The organism is Microbacterium sp. IEGM 1404 (assembly GCF_030056775.1).
Classification (GTDB): Bacteria; Actinomycetota; Actinomycetes; order Actinomycetales; family Microbacteriaceae; genus Microbacterium.
This window is the reverse complement of the sequence record NZ_JASHKP010000003.1, coordinates 138,563-155,488: the sequence shown is the minus strand read 5'-3', so window position 1 is coordinate 155,488 and position 16,926 is coordinate 138,563. Positions and strand designations below refer to the sequence as shown.

General features: G+C 68.8%; 13 protein-coding genes. 4 read left to right on the top strand and 9 right to left on the bottom strand.

The features are described from left to right. Positions 1 to 9: 9 nt before the first annotated feature. The 5 genes from QM517_RS11350 to QM517_RS11330 form a co-directional block, all read right to left on the bottom strand. Positions 10 to 915 carry a glycosyltransferase family 2 protein gene (locus QM517_RS11350; RefSeq protein ID WP_077049595.1) on the bottom strand — a complete coding sequence of 302 codons (906 nt, stop codon included), beginning with the start codon at positions 913 to 915 and terminating at the stop codon, positions 10 to 12. After that, the gene (locus QM517_RS11345) at positions 915 to 2,351 is read right to left on the bottom strand and encodes a phytoene desaturase family protein (protein ID WP_283287516.1); all 1,437 of its coding nucleotides are present in this window, start codon (positions 2,349 to 2,351) and stop codon (positions 915 to 917) included. The genes QM517_RS11350 and QM517_RS11345 overlap by 1 nt, the downstream gene beginning before the upstream one ends. Before the next feature lie 9 nt (positions 2,352 to 2,360). Continuing rightward, positions 2,361 to 3,272 (bottom strand): hypothetical protein, encoded by a 912-nt coding sequence (locus QM517_RS11340; protein ID WP_077049597.1) that lies wholly within the window; start codon positions 3,270 to 3,272, stop codon positions 2,361 to 2,363. Beyond that, the gene (locus QM517_RS11335; protein WP_283287515.1) at positions 3,269 to 3,703 is read right to left on the bottom strand and encodes a hypothetical protein; all 435 of its coding nucleotides are present in this window, start codon (positions 3,701 to 3,703) and stop codon (positions 3,269 to 3,271) included. Before QM517_RS11335 ends, QM517_RS11340 begins: the two co-directional genes overlap by 4 nt. A 227-nt stretch (positions 3,704 to 3,930) precedes the next feature. Then, the gene (locus tag QM517_RS11330) at positions 3,931 to 8,037 is read right to left on the bottom strand and encodes a CBM96 family carbohydrate-binding protein (RefSeq protein WP_283287514.1); all 4,107 of its coding nucleotides are present in this window, start codon (positions 8,035 to 8,037) and stop codon (positions 3,931 to 3,933) included. Between the two features lie 329 nt (positions 8,038 to 8,366). On the opposite strand from QM517_RS11330, the gene QM517_RS11325 reads away from it, so the two are divergent. Together QM517_RS11325 and QM517_RS11320 are read left to right on the top strand one after the other, a co-directional pair. Continuing rightward, on the top strand, positions 8,367 to 9,275 hold the full coding sequence (locus QM517_RS11325) for a nucleotidyltransferase family protein (RefSeq protein ID WP_283287513.1): 909 nt from the start codon (positions 8,367 to 8,369) through the stop codon (positions 9,273 to 9,275). Then, complete coding sequence (locus QM517_RS11320) at positions 9,272 to 9,589, top strand: PqqD family protein (RefSeq protein ID WP_283287512.1); 318 nt, start codon at positions 9,272 to 9,274, stop codon at positions 9,587 to 9,589. Before QM517_RS11325 ends, QM517_RS11320 begins: the two co-directional genes overlap by 4 nt. Before the next feature lie 6 nt (positions 9,590 to 9,595). On the opposite strand, the gene QM517_RS11315 is transcribed toward QM517_RS11320, so the two are convergent. Further along, on the bottom strand, positions 9,596 to 11,143 hold the full coding sequence (locus QM517_RS11315; protein ID WP_283287511.1) for a polysaccharide biosynthesis tyrosine autokinase: 1,548 nt from the start codon (positions 11,141 to 11,143) through the stop codon (positions 9,596 to 9,598). Positions 11,144 to 11,495: 352 nt separating this feature from the next. Between QM517_RS11315 and QM517_RS11310 the strand changes: the two genes are divergently transcribed. Both QM517_RS11310 and lepB read left to right on the top strand, forming a co-directional pair. Continuing rightward, positions 11,496 to 12,578, top strand: a complete 1,083-nt coding sequence (locus tag QM517_RS11310; protein ID WP_283287510.1) for an ATP-binding cassette domain-containing protein — start codon at positions 11,496 to 11,498, stop codon at positions 12,576 to 12,578. Continuing rightward, positions 12,575 to 13,294, top strand: coding sequence for a signal peptidase I (gene lepB, locus QM517_RS11305; RefSeq protein ID WP_283287509.1), 720 nt, complete (start codon positions 12,575 to 12,577; stop codon positions 13,292 to 13,294). Before QM517_RS11310 ends, lepB begins: the two co-directional genes overlap by 4 nt. 30 nt (positions 13,295 to 13,324) lie before the next feature. Here lepB and QM517_RS11300 read toward each other — a convergent pair whose 3' ends face one another. From QM517_RS11300 to tuf, 3 genes are all read right to left on the bottom strand, one after another. After that, positions 13,325 to 15,235, bottom strand: coding sequence for a DUF4012 domain-containing protein (locus QM517_RS11300; protein WP_283287508.1), 1,911 nt, complete (start codon positions 15,233 to 15,235; stop codon positions 13,325 to 13,327). A 71-nt stretch (positions 15,236 to 15,306) separates the two neighbouring features. Continuing rightward, a complete protein-coding gene (locus QM517_RS11295) occupies positions 15,307 to 15,591 on the bottom strand; it encodes a hypothetical protein (RefSeq protein ID WP_283287507.1) in 285 nt (94 codons plus the stop codon). Between the two features lie 88 nt (positions 15,592 to 15,679). Next, entirely contained in the window at positions 15,680 to 16,873 is a 1,194-nt protein-coding gene (gene tuf / locus QM517_RS11290) for an elongation factor Tu (RefSeq protein ID WP_077050668.1), read from the bottom strand. Between the last annotated feature and the right edge of the window lie 53 nt (positions 16,874 to 16,926).

Below are 16,926 nucleotides of genomic sequence, written 5' to 3'. Positions count from 1 at the left end.
GGTGTTTCTCTATCCCTCGACCGATTCCGTGGGGCGGGCGTATTCGGTGACGAGCCGACCACGGCTCGCTCCGATCCACCCGAGGCCCCGTGTGATGTACGCGGTGCTGCGCGCCTGGACGCCCCGTCCGAGGACCACGTCCCGTGCGGTGGCGGCGGAACCGTAGGCGATCCGCGCGAGTCCCGCCACGACGACCTTGGTCCGCGACCTCTGACGCAGGAGCATGCGCCCCGACACGTTCCCCTCGCGGATGCCGCGACGCCAGATCCATGCGAAGTTCGCGCGCTCCGCCGGGACGTCCTCGTCGACGACGGCCTCATCGCACCAGATCATGCGCGCGCCGGCGTCGCGGAGGACGCGGAAGAACGCGGTGTCGCTACCGCCGGTCATCGAGAAACCCTCGTCGAACCGGGGCGACCCCAGCGAGCGGAGATAGTCCAGCCGCACCAGGGTGTTGTTCGTGGCGGGCGACAGGGAGGGGTCGCCCGTGCGGAAGCGCGCCCGTTGGATGAAACCTCCCCGGGCGATCCAGGCGGGCGCGTCGGCGGGGAGGACGGAGACGACGGGTCCGGAGATCACGTCGGCGTCGTAGCGCTGCTGTGCGTCGGCGAGGCTGCGGAGCCAACCCGGGTGCACGCGTTCGTCGTCGTCGACGAAGATGAGGAAGCGATCGTCCTCGCGGACGAGGTCCAGCCCGCGGTTGCGGGCGGCGGCGATGCCCGGACGGGGTTCGATGACGTACTCGATGTCGAGGGGCGAAGCCTCGCACACCGCCCGACCCGTGCCCTCGGCGTGGTTGTCGACCACCGCGATCCGGACGTCCTCGCCGACGACCTCGGGCTCCAGCGACCGGAGGAGGTCGGCGAGGAGTTCGGGCCGCTTGTAGGTGGCTATCGAAATCAGGAAATCTGCCATTACTCGTGGTTCCTGTCGGTCGGGGAGAGATCGGGCATCTTCTGCCCGTTCTCCTGAAGTGCGATCCGCGCGGCGTGCCATCCCGCCATCCCGTGCACGCCGGCCCCGGGGGGAGTGGCGGCGGAGCACAGGAACACGCCGGGGATCGGGGTCCGCCACGGTCGCGCGGTCAGCGTCGGGCGGGTCAGCAGCTGTGCCAGGTCGACCCGGCCCCCCAGCACGTCCCCGCCGACGAAGTTCGGGTTGAGCTCGGCGAACGACGTCGCGGGGCGCGCCTCGAGGTGGACGACGGTGTCGCGGAAGCCGGGTGCGAAGGTCTCGATGCGGCGCAGGATGGACTCCGTCGCGTCGCTGCTCGATCCGTTCGGGACGTGAGCGTACGCCCAGACGATCTCCCGATCGGACGCGGCCGGAAGGCGGGAGCGATCGAGGCGCGTCGGCTGGGAGAGCAGGACGAACGGCGCGGAAGGATGCCGACCTGCTCGGGCCTGCTTCTCCGCGCGCGACACGTCCCGCTCCCACCCGCCCAGGTGAACCGTACCGGCCTGGCGTAGACGGGCGTCGGTCCACGGCACGGGCTCGGAGAGGATCATGTCGACCTTCGCCGCGGCGTTTCCGTAGCGGTAACGCCGCAGGCGGTCGCGGTAGCCGGACGACAGCAGGGGCGCGGCCGCGTCGGCGAACGGGCGCGGCCCGGTGTCGAACAGAGCGATGTCGCCCGGCGCCCACACCTGGCGGATGTCATCGACGACCGTGTCGTTCACGACGCGGCCCCCGTGCGCCCGAAGATCGGCGACCATGGCCGATGCGATGGCTGCGGAACCGCCCACCGGCACGGGCCACCCGACGGAGTGCGCCTCCGCGGCGAGCACCGCACCCACGAAGCGGGCCGCCATCGATCCGAACGGGGCCGCCCCGTGGGCGACGACGCCCGAGGCCAGCGCGCGCGCCTCCCCCGTCAGCGCCGAGAAGCCGACCGCGGCGGCCGCCATCGCCAGCGCACCGACGGCCTCGCTCGGTCGTCCGCGCAGAGCCAGCCCGCTCAGGGCCCGGACCGCTCCGATGTTGTCGACGAGAGGACGCATCACCGCACCCCAGGCGCGTCCCGACCCGCCGAGCTCCTCGACGGTGCGATCGAGGTCGCGGTAGGCGACGGCCGAACGACCGTGCAGCGCGTGCCCGAACGAGACGTCGGGGGTGACGAAGTCGACCCGTCGGTCCAGCTCGAACGAGGTGAAGAACCGGGATGCCAGGGCCATCGGATGCACGGCGGAGCAGACGTCGTACAGCCCACCGTCCCCCACGAAGGCCTCCGTCCGCAGCCCCCCGCCGGCGACGGCATCCTTCTCGTACACGGTCACGTCGTGCCCGGCGCGCGCCATGACGACCGCGGCGGCGAGCCCGTTCGGCCCGCTCCCGACGACGCTGACCCTCACGCGCGCCGCTCACGCATGTCGGGCCGTCGCTTCCGCCGGTGCACGCCGGGAACGGCGCACCCGGTGGATGATCCACATCACCACCGGGGAGAAGAACACCGCGTACACGAGCGTGTAGTCGATGAAGGAGATCCCCAGGGTGAGATACACACCCGTGTGGAAGCACGCCAGCAGCAGGAGCCAGCACCGGTAGAGAGTCGGTGTGAGGACGAAGACGATGAGGAGCCCCTCCGCGGCGATGGTCGCGTAGTCCAGGAGCTTCCAGAACAGGTCCACGTCGAAGGGCAGAAGCCACTGCCCGAGCGGTCCGAGCTTCTCGTTGATGGCGATGTCCCGGGCGATGTACCCCCGCGTCGCCTGACGCGACGGGTCCAACCAGCCGCCCATGACCTTGGGCACGGCCGCCGAAAGCATCGCCCAGCCGATCGTCATGGCGTAGAGCAGGACCGGCATCCCGCGCGTCCCCTGCGCCGGACGCGACCGGCGGGAACGCCACCACGCGTCGAAGGACCACCGATGCCCCCAGCCGGCGAACACGAGGAACAGCGGCACGAGCTCGAAGAGGATGAAGTGGTCCACCTTCGAGAAGGAGTACGAGATGCCCGCCGCGGTGATCATCACGGCGGTCATGAGGATCGAGACGGGGAGAGTCAGGATGCCGACGGCGAGGAGGACCGCCAGCACCGCGCGCACGACCGTCAGTGCGATGAGCAGCCCCTCCGGCGGAACGCTGTGGATGAAGCCGAACAGCCCCGGCCGCGGGTGGACGAACTCGTTCGGGACGGCGGCGATCCACAGGATGTCGACGGGGAAGAGCAGGATCCACAGCCCGTAGGCCATGCGCAGGACGGCGAGGAAGCGCGCATCGGGGCGATACGAGTCCGCGGCGCGGGCGATGATGCCCTCGAGGCGAGCGATCACAGCGCGACCTCCGTCCATTCGCAGGGTTGGCGGTCCGAGATGCTCGCGTCCTCCACGTGGACGCTGACGTCCTCCCAGCACAGGCGCAGGTCGGTGGCATCGTCGCGTCCGGTCACGGACTCCACGCGGCCCCGCAGCCAGTCACGGAGGTGATCCGACACGTCGCCGCCCTTCGGAGGCTTGAACACGTAGTCGAGGGAGGGGCGGGCGGTGGAGAACCGCAGCGTGTTCACGATCGCGTAGGGGTCGATGTCGGCCGTCGTGCCGTCGCTGAAATCCACCTCGCCGGAAATGAACGTCACCGGGTACGTGCCCTGTGCGCTGGCCGCCAGACCGAAGCTCGGCATCCGGATCATGGGGTACGGCTCGGGCGTCACCTTGAAGGAGACGAAGCCCTGGATCGCCAGGAAGATCAGAAATCCGGCGACCACGATGAGCCGCCACGGCCGGCCCGCCTTTTTCTCCGTGGATTGCGTTGTCGTCAACGCGGCTCCCCCTCCGTCATTTCGAGGCGGAATCAACGAGCCACGTACCGACCGTCTGCCCGCATCGTCGCACCCGCCGCAAAGACGCTACCAGCAGCGCATGTCGGGGAAATGACGAGCAGACCAAAGTCCGGGTCACGTGCCGACGCCGACCACGCAGATCCACGCGCTCCTCATCGGCCCGCCGGAGCGAGGGTGACATCGATGAACGCCCGATCCCCCGATTCCTTCGACGACACATTCACCAACAACGCACCCTTACCGGCATCGTCCTGCGTCAACCCCAACGACAACACCCCCGCACCCGACGACGCGAACGACTTCACGAAACCCGTCAGATCCGTCGTGTTCACCGACTGCGACCGCTGCGACAGGAAACTCCCCAACAAATCCCCCACCACCGGACGATTCGCCCACGTCACCGAACCCTCCGACCACGACCCCGTCGCCCGATGAACATCCACCCGCATCACCGCAGGATCCGTCCCCGCCTCCTGAATCACCGAACTCGTCGACAACACCGCCGACGTCACCGACTTCCCCGCCAACGCCGACAAATCGAACTTCAAATACGACACCCGCTCCGCCGTCGTCGCCAACGCCCCCTTCACCCGCAACGACCACGACGACCCATAATTCGTCGACGAATTCACACTGTCCGTATACGCATCCTCAGACACATAAATCCGCAACGACGTCGGACTCGGATCCACCACCGTCACCGCGACAGTCGAGGACACCACCACCCCCGCCGCCTGCGCCGTCACCGTCACCGTCGCCTGCCCCGGCGACACCGCCTTCAACGACCCCGACGACGACACCTCCACCACACCCGGAGCCGACGACACCACCGACACCTCAGCACCCGAGAAATCCCGGCCCATCGTGTCCTTCACCGCGATCGTCGGAGACACCTCCGACCCCAACGACATCGGAGCAGGAACCCCCGACACCGCCACCGACTTCAACACCCCCGGCGGCACCGGCGCCGTCACCGGAGCGAGGGTGACATCGATGAACGCCCGATCCCCCGATTCCTTCGACGACACATTCACCAACAACGCACCCTTACCGGCATCGTCCTGCGTCAACCCCAACGACAACACCCCCGCACCCGACGACGCGAACGACTTCACGAAACCCGTCAGATCCGTCGTGTTCACCGACTGCGACCGCTGCGACAGGAAACTCCCCAACAAATCCCCCACCACCGGACGATTCGCCCACGTCACCGAACCCTCCGACCACGACCCCGTCGCCCGATGAACATCCACCCGCATCACCGCAGGATCCGTCCCCGCCTCCTGAATCACCGAACTCGTCGACAACACCGCCGACGTCACCGACTTCCCCGCCAACGCCGACAAATCGAACTTCAAATACGACACCCGCTCCGCCGTCGTCGCCAACGCCCCCTTCACCCGCAACGACCACGACGACCCATAATTCGTCGACGAATTCACACTGTCCGTATACGCATCCTCAGACACATAAATCCGGACACGGTTGGGATCGTCGACCGTCACTTGGATCGAGGACGACACCACCACGCCGGCGAACCGCGCCGACACCCCGACCCGGACGACGCCGGCCTTCCTCGCCACGACGTTGCCGTTCGCGTCCACGCTCAGGATCGAACTGTCGCTGGAGACGTAGGAGCTGTCGGCCGTTCCGGGAGTCCCCGTCCACGTGAGGGCGCTCGAGAGCGTCGCTGTATCGCCGACCTTCATGTCGCCCGGGACCCCCGTGACGCTGGCGCCGCTGAGCACGGACGTCGGCGCGGAGAACCAGTCCTGGCCGTAGTCGAACTCGAAGAGGCGGGCCTCCTGGAGCCTTCCCGGCCCGGTGAGGACCAGGCGCACCGCGGTCGACCACCGTGCGCCGCCGAGGACCGCGTCGTCCCACTGCGTCTCTCCGTTGTGCACCAGGGACTTCACCGTCGTCCAGGTCTTGCCGTCCTGCGTCGTCTCGATCTGATACCGCACGGGAGTACCGTCGCCGGGCGCCCACGCGAACCGCCCCGCCTTGAAGAGCTTGAGTCCGCCCAGATCCCACGTCACTACGGCGCGGTCCCGGTTCGCGTACCAACTCGTCCCGCGGTCGTTGTCGTAGGTGTACTCCGCGCGACCCCCGTCGGATGCCGAGATCTTCGCCCCCGCGATGGCGATCGGCGCGCGGAAGAAGTCGATGCGATACGTGCGCGCCGCCACCCCCGAACCGGACACGGTGACGGTCGCCGATCCGGGGATGCCGGAGGCTTGCGTGACGGTCACCGAGCCGGAGGACGCCGTGGCCGTCACCTGGGGCACCGCGGTGCCCGTCACGGGCACCCGGTAGCTCGGCGTGTCCGCCCGGAAGGTGTCCAGGGCACGTCCGTTGATGGCGATACCGGACAGCTCCGCGGAAGCCGGCGCCGCCGCCCACGCCGACAGCGGCACGACGGCCTCCGTCGGCGGCAGCTCCGAGCTGGTCTCGCCGGGGAGCAGGGGGGCGAAGTCCACGGCGACGGTCGCGGTACCGATGAGGTCGGTTCTCACGATGAGTTTGCGGATGTTCGTGTTGGCCGCCTGCGACGGGTTGGGCATGGTCACCCAGGGCTGCGCCGCCGTCACTTCGAACCGGGCGTTCGACGGGTTGACGAGCGTCGCGGCGAGGCGCTTGCCGTTCTGATACAGGATCGCCGTCTTCCCGTCGGCGGCGATCTCGACGTCGGCCCCCGTATGCATCGACCACAGGATCGACGTGGTCCGCGACGTCTGGATCTCGTCCTGGATGCGCACACTGGTCCGCTGGTCGAAGAGCCTGGCGCCACGGCGCCAGCTCTGGACGTCGGCGGAGTAGAGGTTCGTGATGTCCGAGACCGCGAACGCCGACTCCGCGGAGAACCCCGATGCGACGGCGGTCGTCGGCGACCCGGGTTGCGGGATCTGCCCCTTCTGCGGGTTGATGAGGATCGTGTTGTGCCCCTGCGGACCGACCCGGTAGTAGTCCCACCGGTTCGTCTTGTCGTTGAGCAGGTCGTAGGTCGCCTCGTCGCGTCCGAGGTCGACGGCCCACGTCTCCCCCATGGCAGAGAGGAGGAAGTCGCCCGCGTCCATGTGCTGGTGGCTGAGCTTCGGATCGCTCGCCGTGCGCATCGACAGGAAAGTGGCGTCGGTGTCGGTGTGCGAGCCGCGTGCCGCGAAGACGCCCGTCACGGGGTCCTCGTAGTCGAGCGGCGCCTCCGAGGACCCCGCGTCCAGGCTCGGCGTACGCCACAGCAGAGTGAGGGAGGCGAACCGCGTCGACCGGGCCTGCGCGGCGGCGCTCATCAGCTGGGTGTCCTGCAGGGCGAACCCGAGCCCCGCGAAGGCGGGGGCCGGATCGACGGTGGGGAGGGTGTCGGCGAACGTCGCGAACTGCCCGTTGGGCATGCGTGTGCCGAGCATGAAAGTTCCGCTGGCGCGCACGCCCGTCCCGCTGAGGAGGCCCTGGTCCGATCCCGTCGTGATGATCAGGCTGTTCGCGAGGGATGCGAGGTGACGGGTGGCGTACGCCCAGTAGGACTGCCCCTCGACGAAACCGCCGGCGGCGGCGTAGGCGCGCAGCCCGTTCGTCAGGCTGTCCATGCCCTCGCCGTACACCTCGGCGGGGACGGACGACGTGGTCTCGCCGTTCACCGCCAGCGCGCCCATGATCATGGCCGAGTTCACGATGACGTTGACGTTGTCCGCACGCCCGGTCCAGTTCCCGATGTTGCGATAGGGCCCGGGGTTGTTGTCGGCGACGCGGTAGACCGCGAGCGAGGGCTGCAGCCCCTTCGTCACGATCGCATTCGTGATGGCCGTCCGCTGCGCCGCCGTCCAGTCGTCGTACCCCCAGTCCAGCGCGACGGCCAGCGCCGATGTCATCTCGGCCGTGTCGAGGAAGTGGTCCGGATTCCAGTTGGCCAGCGCCATGGCCTGGGACACCTCCTGCCAGGCGCGGGTGAGGAAACGCGTGTCCCCCGTGATGCGCTTGGCGAGAAGAAGGTCCTGGATGCGACGGCCGAGCAGCTGCGCGTCATCCAGCATGTTGCCGTCGTCGGCGGCGTTGTACTTCAGCTTCCCGGCGGTGAGCAGACTCGTCGCGGAGTCCGTGACCCAGCCCGCGAGCTCGGCGGAGACGGGATCGCCCGCCACCTGCGCGGAGAGCTGCTGCATCCGGTCCGCCGAAGCGATCAGCCGGGGATGCCCGCCGGCCGCGGGGAGCGGCGGTCCGGCCGCTTCCGCCGCCGGTACCGCGACGAAGAGAGTAGCCACCAGCGCCGAGACGACTCCGATGACTCCGGTCGAAAAACGAATGCCTGCCCGCATATCGATGCCCAACGAGAGAAGGGATTGCGGCCCAAAGCGACCGCGTTTGCATCAATTTACGCCAAGACGCGTAAACGCACGAATGGTTGACGGGCGGCGCAGGCGTGGACAATTGGCACAGAGCGTGAATGAAAGCCGACCCGACTCCTAGGATGAAGAAGCAAATCGAAACCCGGCCGGCGGATCGACCGCCGACCGCGAAGGCGAATTCCTTGAGAGATCCGCACGGCCCGAGCGCCGCAACGAATGCGCCGGACGAGGACTCGTCCGTCGTCATGCCGCATGCCGTCGCCGTCGCCCTCCTGCCCCCCGCGATCCATCACATCGCCGCGGCGCACGGCATCCGCGTGCTCTCGATCAAAGGAGCAGTGCTTTCCCAGCAGGGTCTGCGTTCGCGTCGGCGGCCATCGGACGTCGACGTCCTGGTGGACCCTGCGCGGTTCGAGGATCTGGTGCTACTCCTGCGCTCGATGGGGTGGCGAGACCGGGACGGCAAGGTCCTGGTCCCCCTCCCCCGCGACGGTACGGTGCTCGCGCCGCACGCACGGACGCTCGAGCACCCCCGCTGGCCCTGCCAGCTGGACCTGCACAGGTACTACCCCGGATTCCTCCGTCCGGCGCAGGACGTGTTCGACCGCCTGTGGGCACATCGTCACACCGCACAGCTCGCGCACGCGGACTGCGATGTCCCCTCCCCGACGGATCACTGGCTGCTCGCCGCCCTCCACGTCCTCCGCTCCGGCGACGGGCCGCAATTGCAGGAGCTCGAGACCGCGGCCGCAGAAGTCCTCCGCGGGCGCGAGCAGGACCTCCTCACCCGCGCCGAGGAGCTGGGAGCCGTCGGACCGCTGCGGGAGCCGCTGACGCGACTCCTCGGGGCGTCCCCGGTCGTCCCGGAATCCGATGTCGACCTTCTCGTCGAGTGGACGCGACGCATCCACGACCCCGGCAACCTCCCGGACGCGTTCCTCGAACAGTTCCGCGAGGCGGGCGGTGCGACACGCATCCGCCTGGCGTTCCGGCAGGCATGGCCGACACCCCGCTCCGCACGCGCGTTCCACGACGTGGGCGACGGACCACTCGGACTGTTCCGGTTCTATCTCGCGCGGCTCGCTCTGGCCCCCGCGAAGATGTCGGCCTATGTCCGACTCCACCGGCGTGCACGTACGAAGGAAGAGCGATGACGGACACGGCGATCCCCTACCGGGCCGCGCACGTCGCGTGGACGGCGGTGGACGGATGCGTCTACGCCGTCGCCCCGGCGGGCCCGACGCCGTTCACGGTCGTCGAGTTGTCCGAGACCGGATCATCCGTCTGGATGCATATCGACGGCGCTGCTGCCGTGCCCTCGATCGTCCGCCGCGTCGCGGACGAGTGGGGAGTCGGGACGGACGATGTCGCCGAAGGCGTCCGCTCGTTCCTCCGGCAACTCACCGATCAGCATCTCGTCGTATGGGAGGCCACAGCCCCCGAGACGTCGCCCCCGGCACCGATGTAGGGCGCCTCAGGAGGAGGGGCGACCCTCTCGGCGAGATCTGCGCGACGTCGATCCGGCGATGGTCTGCGCCTCCGAAGCGGGCACCGCGACGTGCGTCGACCGCGCGGTCCGGGGTTCCGTGGGCGCGGGCGTATCGAGCGGAACCGATGCGGACGCAGCCGACGTGGCGTAATAGTCCCCCGCGTAGCGGTAGTCGTCGTAGCCCTTTCCGCGGCCGCGGATGGGCACCCGGTTGATCACGACGCCCAGGCAGCGGGCCCCGGCACGCTCGAGGTTCTGGATCGCCCTCTGCAGCGTCTCGACGGTGGTCTTCCCGACGCTCGCGACGATCATGGCCCCGTCGGCGTTGTGGGCGAGGACCGCCGCGTCGGTGACGGGCAGGAGCGGAGGGGCGTCGATGATGACGGTGGCGTCCGCCGCAAGACGGTGCAGAAGGTCGTGCATGCGCGCCGACCCCAAGACCTCGGACGGGTTCGGGGGCAGCTTGCCCGCGCCGAGGACGCGGAGGTTTCCGTCGAGTCCCACCGGCTGTGCCACGTCCTCGAAGTCGGCGCGCCCCGAGAGCACGTCGGTGAGCCCGACTCCCTCGACCAGACCGAAGATGCTGGCGACCATGGGCCGCCTCAGGTCGCCGTCGACGAGGACCACGCGCTGTCCGCTCGCGGCGAGGATGATGGCGAGGTTGGCGCTCGTGGTCGACTTCCCATCGCCGGGCAGCGGGCTGCTGACCACGATGATCCGAGGCGGTCGATCCACGTCCATGAACTGGATGTTCGTCCGCAGTTCGCGCATCGCCTCCGCGACACGGTAGTGCTTCGCGCGCGCACCCTCGTCGAAGCCGCCGTCGAGAGGGATCAGCCGGCCCGCCGAGGTGAACGACTTCTCGAACGGGATGGTACCGACCACGGCATGGCCCGTCTCGCGCTCCACGACCTCGGCCGAGCGGATGCGGCGGTCGACGATGTACCGCGTCGTCGCGGCTCCCACGCCCGCCGCGAGTCCGACGACGGCCCCGACGATGAGCGCGATCCGCAGATTCGGGGAGCTCGGCGACTCCGGAAGCTGAGCAGAGTCGCCCGGGACCAACTGGACGAGCGCCTCGCCACCGGTGGCGCTCTCGAGCTTGTTGATCTCGGAGGACATGGCGCGCACCCATGCCTGGGCGAGGTCTCGGGCGCCCTCCGGCGTCGAGGCGGAGGCCTGGACGACGATGTTGACGGTGTCGAGGGGGTTGGTGACCTTCACCTGACGGACCAGCGACTCGGGCTGAGACTGCAGACCGAGGTCGGAGATGACTTCGTCGGCCACCGACCGCCACGTCCCCACATCGATGTAGGACTTGACCTTCGATTTCGCCAGGTTGTCGGCGATCAGGGCGGAGCCCGTGTCGGAGCTGGCGCCGGTGGATGCCGACACGAAGCCTCCGGCGTCGGCCGTGTAGACCGGCTTCTGGAGGCTGACCCATCCGGCTGCGGCGAGGACGCCCAAGAGGATTCCGAGGAGGATCATCCACCATCCGGTGCGGGCGATTCGCCAGTACGTTCGCAGTTCCACAGGTGATTCATCCCCCCGATTGGGAGCCCCTGGACTTCCCGATGCTGCATTGCCACGGCGCGCAATGGAGAAAGGCTCAAGGCGATTGTAGACGAGGTGATTTCCAGCCACCCTTATGGGTGATGCATTGGCGGCCCTCGGGCAATCCGGTCATATTTACGACACGTTCCTCTCGAATTCACGACGTTGAGGTGGCCGCGCAGCGCCCCGAGCCCTCGCAGGCGGGATACTCCCCCGTGCGCCGCTCGACGGCGTCGAAGTCGCTCGAATGCCCGTGATTAGGATGATCGCTCAGGCGCTGCCGCACCGGATCCGTGTACCGGACCGGACCAGGCGCACAGTCAGGAGCAACATGAGATCGACGTCCGACGCCCCTTCGACGTCCGTGCTCGCGTCCGTCGACGCTCTCGGCGTCGGTGTGTCCATCCTCGTGCGCGATGGCGGGGAACCCGGGGCCGTCGATCGCGGCCGCTCCGCGTGGCGCGACGCCGTCTCCTCACCCGGTAACACGCAACTCCGGACGGTCGAGGTTTCGCTGTCCGGTGAGGACGACGTCGCCGGCGCGCTGTCCAACCTCTCGACCCACGTCACCTTGGCCGCTCTGGACGCGTTGCGCGGCTCGCGGTTGCTCCTGCACGCCGCCGGTGTCGCGGCCCCCGACGGCCGCGTGTTCGCGTTCGTGGGCCCCTCCGGCCGCGGCAAGACCACGGCGGCGCGCCACCTGGGCGCCCGTTTCGGCTACGTCAGCGACGAGAGCGTGGCCGTGGATGCCGCACTGACGGTGTGGCCGTACCGCAAACCGCTCTCGGTGATCGTCGAGGGAGAGCAGTTCAAGCAGCAGATCGCCCCGAGCGACCTCGGGCTCCTCCCCCTCCCCCCGGCTCCGCTGCAGCTCGCAGGGATCACCCTCCTGGAGCGCGATCCGGACACGCACGCGCCGGGTATCTCCCCGGTCGACCTGATCGATGCGATCTGCGAGATGACCCCGCAGATCAGCTACCTGCCCGAGCTGCCCTCGCCGCTGCAGTACGTCGCCCGGATCATCGACCGGATCGGAGGCGTCACCCGGTTGATCTACCGGGATGCCACCGAACTCCCCGCCGTGGTGGACGAGATGTTCGCCGCCACTCCGCCCGCCGCCCAGCCCTGGTCGAGCGCGCCCGAGGGGAGCGCACCGGGGCCGTGGCGGTGCGCGGCGGTCGAGGACGCCATTCTGGTCGACGGTCGCGCGTGCATCCTGCGCGAGGGCGTGGTCACCGCACTCGACCACCGCGGGTGCCTCGTGTGGACGTTGTGCCGCCAGGGGGCGGACGCACGGGAGATCACCGATGCCGCGGTCGCCGCGTTCGGCGAACCCGCGGACGGGGACCCGGCCGCCCTGATCGCGCAGACCATCGACGAGCTCGTCGGCCACGGACTCCTCGAGCGGGCATGACGACGCCGACGCCGACCGCTGCCCGACCGACCCGTTGGCGACGGATCCGTCGGTCGCCGTTGACGCACCTCGCGCTCGCCCTCGTGTTGCTGGCTCTCGTCCAGGGGCTGGTGATCAAGCCGTTCCAGGTGCCGTCGGAGTCCATGTCCCCCACCCTCGAGGCCGGGGACCGTCTGCTCGCCAGCCGCAGTGCATACACGGTGTCCGCGCCCGGCGCCGGGGACGTCGCCGTCTTCGCCCGTCCGGACACCTGGGGCCCGCGACCCGAGCGCGGCGCGCTGCGCACCGCACTGGGATGGATCGGCGACATCGTCGGGTTCGGTCCGAGCAATCAGGATGCCCTCGTAAAACGCATCATCGGCGAACCCGGGACCACGGTCCGTTGCTGTTCCGACGCGGGACAGGTCGAGGTGGACGGTGTTCCGCTGAGCGAGGGCTACATCGTCACCGACCTTCCGTTCACCCCGGGGGCGAACGATTGCTCGAGCTCCCCGGCATCGGCTCGATGTTTCGGCCCGATCACCGTCCCCGCGGGCGAATATCTGGTCCTCGGCGACAATCGTGCGAACTCCGCCGATTCGGTCATCGCCTGTCGCGGGAATGCGACCCCTCCGCCCGATTGTGCTCGATTCGTTCCGCGGGAGGACATCATCGGCAAGGTCGTGACGATCGTCTGGCCGCTGGATCGCCTCCGGCTGTTCACCGACGGCGGGTGAACACCTCAGCGGCCCGGCCCGCGCGCATCGTCATGCCGCAGGGGTGAAGAGGACGTCGCAGGACGGGTCGATCGTGACCGGTGTGTCCGAAGCGGTCGGCGTATGCCGCAACTGCAGCGGGCCGAGCGGCCCCTCGGGCAGTTGCACCGTCGAGGAAACCGTTCGAGAGCCGCCCTGGGGAACCACCACGAGCCGACTGAGCGCGGTGTTGCCGGTCTGCGACCCCGACCGGTCGAAGCCCGACACCTCGCTGACGGCCGGATCCGTGGCGATGACCTGGCCGCCCGGTGGGGCGAAGAACAGCACGTCGAGCATCATCGACGTGCGAGGCAGCCCGAAGTTCCCGTTTCGCGCACCCAGCGTGTACTTGCTCGTGATGCTGTTCGGGATCGAATTGGTCAGCGTGGTGGTCGTCGTGATCGTTCGCGCGGACGCGTCGCATGTCGCGGAGACGGCCTGCGCGAGGTGATACTCGAGCTTCCCGACGGAGTAGTCGTTCAGGTACGTACCCACCTGGGTCGCCGTCGTGTTGTCGGCGTGCAGCGCGCCGTCCAGGCCCAACTCGGTCGAGAGTCGCTGTGCGGCCTCGTCCGTGAACGACAGGAAGAGGCGCTGCTCGTCGGCGGACTGCGTCAGCGCGTCCAGCATCTTCGCCGGGTCCCATTTGCCCGACGTCAGGTGGGAGAACACCGCACGGGACACTTCGGAGAAGAACGCGTCCGAGTCCGCCCCGGACGGGAACCGCTCGTAGGCGTCGCTCAGAAGCAGCTTCACGGCGTTGTCGCTCGAGATCTGCTCCCCCGCGACGTCGACCGGACCGGCGACCGCCAGCATGTGCGACAGGACGACGGGGTCGATGGAGATGACGCCGTCGAACCTCTCGCCGTTGGTGCGCGTCCACAGGTCCTGGAACAGCTGCACGGTCGTCGGGAAGTCCGGCGTCATCGTGTAGTCCTGCGAGTAGCGCGCGAAGGTCGCCGGGTACAGCGCGAGCGCGTCGCCGGGGATGTCGCTGAACTGCTGACCCGCCGTGCCCTCCTGATAGAAGGTCGCGGAGCTGGCCTGGTCGAGCAGCTCGAACTTGCCCTGGTCGACCTTCATGATGATGCTCGCCGCCGGGTTGCCGCCGGTCGCGCGGATCTCCGCGTTGTTCTGGAAGATGATCAGGTACGTCTTGCTCCCGTCGCCACCGGCCATGCTGAGCAGCGTCGGCAGGTACCGGTTCACGACGTCGAGGGTGGGCGCCGTGCGGTCGATGACATCCCGGATCTCTCCGACGGGCCCGGCGACGGCATCCAGGAGCTGGTCGGACTGGATGCCGTCGGTCTCGGCCTTGGCCGCGGTGAACGCCTGCGAGACCACGGGGATCGACGCCTGCGCCTGCTGGAAGGGCTGCAGATCGAAGCCCCCGCCCTCGAGCGCGAGCTTCTTGATGTCCAGGTCGGAGATCATCTGGATGCCCGGGGGGAGGGCGTCGCGCACGAGGATGTCCACCGCGCGCGTGACGCGCGAGACGGCGTCGATGTTGGCCCCCACGACGGGGATCTCGGAGGCCTTCTGCCACAACGGGCTCTGGACCGTCTGAGCCGCGCGGGCCGTCCGGACGCTCACATCGTCGGCGGCGGCCTGGAGACCCGCCTCATCCTTCGCCTCGACCAGCGAGCCGAGTCGCCCGAGCGTGGCCTTGGCGGCCAGGAGATCGTCGCGGACCTCGACGGCCTGCACGGCCAGCGTCGCGCCGAGGATGCCGGCTACCGCGGCCGCTCCCCCGATCAGGCCGAACGCTCCGCCCAGCACCCAGGGCCAGACGCGAGGACGACGACGTGCGGTCTCGCCGGGCTCGGTCACCGAGGTGGCGTCGGAGTCCGCGATCGCGGCATCCTCGGCGCCCGTCCCGCTCGTCGCTCGGCTTCGGTTGTGGCGGCGCAGGTTGTCACCCATGGGGGAATCCTAGGTCAGACCGTCTGAGCGCCCCCTGCCAGCATCGTCCGACGACTCCGGGGGCGCGGACCTCAGACGAAGAGCGGGGCCACCGCGAAACCGGCGGCGACGAGGATGGAACTGAGACCGCCCATGATGGGCAGCGCGGTCGCACCGACGCGGCGACCCGTGACGTATCCGACGACCGCGAACAGGACGCCCGCCGCAGCGACGGCGAGTCCGATGACCGCGGCGCGTTCGATCAGACCGGATGAGTCGTTCCGCAACAGCAGCAGCGCACCGAGCGCCGGAACCCCCACCGCCACGATGGCGAGCAGAAGGGAGACGACGCCGAGGATACGCGAGAGCGGCTTCACCCGAGCGACTCTACCGGCGGCAACCGTGGGGCAACGACGAAGGGCCGGGCCCAAAGGCCCGGCCCTTGCCGGTCAGTCCGTGAAGGACTTACTTGAGGATCTTGGTGACGGTACCGGCACCGACGGTGCGGCCACCCTCACGGATCGCGTAGCCGAGGCCCTCTTCCATGGCGATCGGCTGGATGAGCTCGACCGACATCTCGGTGGTGTCACCGGGCATGACCATCTCGGTGCCCTCGGGCAGCGTGATGACGCCGGTCACGTCCGTGGTGCGGAAGTAGAACTGCGGGCGGTAGTTCGTGAAGAACGGGTTGTGACGGCCGCCCTCCTCCTTGGACAGGATGTACGCCGTGCCCTCGAAGTTGGTGTGCGGGGTGACCGAACCGGGCTTCACGACGACCTGGCCGCGCTCGACGTCGTCACGCTTGGTGCCGCGAAGGAGCAGACCACAGTTCTCGCCGGCCCAGGCCTCGTCGAGCTGCTTGTGGAACATCTCGATACCCGTGACCGTGGTCTTCTGCGTCGGGCGGATGCCGACGATCTCGACCTCGGAGTTGATCGCGAGGGTACCGCGCTCGGCGCGACCCGTGACGACCGTTCCACGACCCGTGATGGTGAAGACGTCCTCGATGGGCATGAGGAACGGCTTGTCCTTGTCACGCACCGGGTCGGGGATGGACTCGTCGACGGCCTCCATGAGCTCGACGATCGAGTTGACCCACTGCTCGTCGCCCTCGAGAGCCTTGAGGCCCGAGACGCGCACGACGGGGGCGTTGTCGCCATCGAAGTCCTGCGAGGAGAGGAGCTCGCGAACCTCGAGCTCGACGAGCTCCAGGATCTCCTCGTCGTCGACCATGTCGGCCTTGTTCAGCGCGACGAGCAGGTAGGGGACGCCGACCTGCTTGGCGAGCAGCACGTGCTCACGCGTCTGGGCCATCGGGCCGTCGGTCGCCGCGACCACGAGGATCGCGCCGTCCATCTGAGCGGCACCGGTGATCATGTTCTTGATGTAGTCGGCGTGACCGGGCGCGTCGACGTGAGCGTAGTGACGCTTCGGGGTCTCGTACTCGACGTGCGAGATGTTGATGGTGATACCGCGCTGACGCTCTTCCGGCGCCGAGTCGATCGACGCGAAGTCACGCTGGACGTTGGTGGCCGACGGGAACTTGTCGGCGAGCACCTTCGAGATGGCAGCGGTGAGCGTGGTCTTGCCGTGGTCGACGTGACCGATCGTTCCGATGTTCACGTGCGGCTTGGTCCGCTCGAACTTGGCCTTAGCCACTGGGTCCTCCTCAGGACGTTCAATGCAGAGTGACGGGCGCTGGATTGCGACCG